We start from the raw sequence: 2,865 nt of genomic DNA, 5'->3' as shown, positions 1-2,865 counted from the left end.
AGCTATTATTTTTATTGAGCGGACAGCGGGAATCGAACCCGCATCATCAGCTTGGAAGGCTGAGATAATAACCTTTATACGATGTCCGCTTTATTTATCATAAATATTTAAGATATTATTTTTACTTAAAATATAATATTGGTGGGAGAAGGATTCGAACCTTCGAAGTCTATGACGGCAGATTTACAGTCTGCTCCCTTTAACCACTCGGGAATCCCACCTTAATTATTTATAATGCCGGCTACCGGAATCGAACTGGTGACCTACTGATTACAAGTCAGTTGCTCTACCTGCTGAGCTAAGCCGGCTTGTCGAATATATGTCTGAAATATATATATTACGTATGGATTTGTTTTTATGCAATAGAAATTTTAAAAATATTTTTAATTAAAAAATGGAATATATAATCTTTTATAATATTTTTTTATCAAAATTTGCTATAAGGGAGCATACGAATAATTTTAAAAAAGTATGATGTTAGAAATAATTATCAATTTTATGTATATTTGTATTACGTTAATAGTTTTTTTAAATATTTTTAAATTTTTGAAACAATAAGTTTATGTGTTAAAGAATATATTTCATTTGTTTTTTATTGGCGAGATTACCATTAATTGACATACAATAAATAGGTTCAAGATGTTTAAACAATATTCTTATATTTTACATATTATTTTTAGATTAAATTTAATTATAAAACACTGATTTTTTAAGTAGTTTTTTATCTGAATATTGTAAATTTAATTAAAATATTTTTGTAATTTTTTATTATTTTATTTTTATATATTTTTTAAAGATTTATTTTATTTTTATGTTGGAAATATTTTTCCAAATTATTAATTTTATTCTATTATTGAATAGAAATATTAGTGTTTTAAAAGAATATCAATAATTTATGTTATAAAAATATTTTTGAGTTTTTTTTGATATTTTATATGAAATATAATATATATTATTAAAGTCCTATTTTAAGTAGTATTATTGCTTAAATAGAAATGTAAATTAGATTTTTTACATATAAATAATTAAATAATATCGATAAAAATTTAATTTTTAATTTGATTTTTCTGATTTAATCAAAAATTGAATCAAGAATATCTGGCAACGAAAATTATAATTTATTATTGTATATATTGAGTGATTATTAATTTTATATTTTGGGTATATTATTTTACTAAAAAATAATTTATGAGATTAAAAATTATGAAAAATATTGATCAAAGTAAAAGAGAAATGTTTAATCAAAATTTATTAGATTTAGAAGATAAAATAAATATTTCATTTGAATTTTTCCCTCCTAAAAATGTTTCTTTAGAAAAAAAATTATGGTCTTCTGTTAATAAATTAAGTGTTTTTAAACCTGTTTTTTTTTCAGTAACATATGGTGCTAATAGTGGTGAACGTGATCGTACTTATACTATCGTAAAAGGGATTAAAGAACGTACAGGCGTTTCGGTAGCTCCGCATTTAACATGTATAGATGCTACTGATGAAGAATTAAAAATGATAGCTAAATATTACTGGAAGAATGGGATTAGACATGTAGTAGCGTTGCGGGGAGATCAGTTAAAACAAACGAAAAGAATGAAAAGATATGCTTTAAATTTAGTTAAATTATTGAAAGATGTTGCTGATTTTGATATTTCAGTGGCTGCTTATCCTGAAGTTCATCCGGAAGCAAAAGATGCGCTATCTGATTTAATGAATTTAAAAAGAAAAGTTGATGCTGGAGCTAACAGAGCTATTACTCAATTTTTTTTTGATGTAGAATATTATTTGCGTTTTCGTGATCTTTGTTTTAAAAATGGTATTAATATTAAAATTATTCCCGGCATTTTCCCAATATTTGATTTTCAAAAATTAAAACAATTTTCTAAAATGACTAATGTAAATATTCCTATATTTATGCATCAAATGTTTGAAGGATTAGATAATGATTTGGAAACAAGCAAAATAATTGGATCATATATATCAATAAATATGATTAAAAAATTATATTTTGAAGGAGTAAAAGATTTTCATTTTTATACTTTAAACAGATCAGATGTTATTTATGCTGTTTGTCATATGTTAAGACAAAAAATATTTTAAATTAAAATTAATTTATTATTAAAATAATAATGAGATATATTTTTTTAGGTTAGATATATATTAAAGATAAGTATTTTTATTTATTATGTATGAATTTAATTGATAAATTTATATTTTATATTTTTCGGTGAAGTTATTTCATTTTATGGTAAATATTACTTAAATACATTTTAAAAATTATAAAATATTTTTTATTATATTTTAGTGGATTTAACAAATAAATTTTTAAGAATTAATTAATTCTACGATAAAAATTAATGATTTTGGAATTTAAAAATAAATATTTTAAAATTAATAGAGTTAATTAAATTTTGTATATTAATTTATAATGTTTATTTTTATTTTTAACGTATTTTAAATTAAAATATTAATCTATTTTTTTATTATTTTAGACAATGTATTGGTATTAAAATATAATTTGTAAAAGTTATAAAAAGGACTTTTTTTTTATTATTTAAACATTTCTGTTTATTATAAACATTAGTAGAAAATACGTATATTTTTTTATTTTTACAATAATATTAAGGTATATAATAATTTCTTATTTATAAAATTGGTTTTAGAAATTTATTTCAATAGAATACCTAAAAATTTTTTATGTTTATATATTTTTAATTACATGATGTTTGATTAAAATTCATTATTTTGATTTTTTTTGATATTGAATGTATTTTTATATTTTTTAAAATTTTTTTATGATTTTTATTAATTAATAAATTAGATTTATTAATTTTTGATACAACAATTTTTTATAAAATTATTAGATAAGGAATT

The 2,865-nt window shown here is 19.9% G+C and carries 1 protein-coding gene and 3 tRNA genes; 1 reads left to right on the top strand and 3 read right to left on the bottom strand.

Annotation, left to right across the window (positions count from 1 at the left end; all coding sequences use genetic code 11):
- Positions 1-17: 17 nt before the first annotated feature.
- From LDP10_RS02770 to LDP10_RS02760, 3 genes are all read right to left on the bottom strand, one after another.
- Positions 18-89: transfer RNA gene (locus tag LDP10_RS02770), tRNA-Gly, on the bottom strand.
- Positions 90-139: 50 nt separating this feature from the next.
- Positions 140-221, bottom strand: a tRNA-Tyr gene (locus LDP10_RS02765).
- Positions 222-235: 14 nt separating this feature from the next.
- Positions 236-308: transfer RNA gene (locus LDP10_RS02760), tRNA-Thr, on the bottom strand.
- A gap of 895 nt (positions 309-1,203) precedes the next feature.
- Here LDP10_RS02760 and metF point away from each other — a divergent pair.
- Positions 1,204-2,091 (top strand): methylenetetrahydrofolate reductase, encoded by an 888-nt coding sequence (metF, locus tag LDP10_RS02755; protein WP_265197223.1) that lies wholly within the window; start codon positions 1,204-1,206, stop codon positions 2,089-2,091.
- Positions 2,092-2,865: the final 774 nt, after the last annotated feature.

It is taken from the genome of Buchnera aphidicola (Pemphigus obesinymphae), from assembly GCF_026122815.1.
GTDB classification, from domain to species: Bacteria; Pseudomonadota; Gammaproteobacteria; order Enterobacterales; family Enterobacteriaceae; genus Buchnera_C; species Buchnera_C aphidicola_BJ.
The sequence above is the reverse complement of the archived record's forward strand: the minus strand, read 5'-3'. Positions and strand labels throughout refer to the sequence as shown.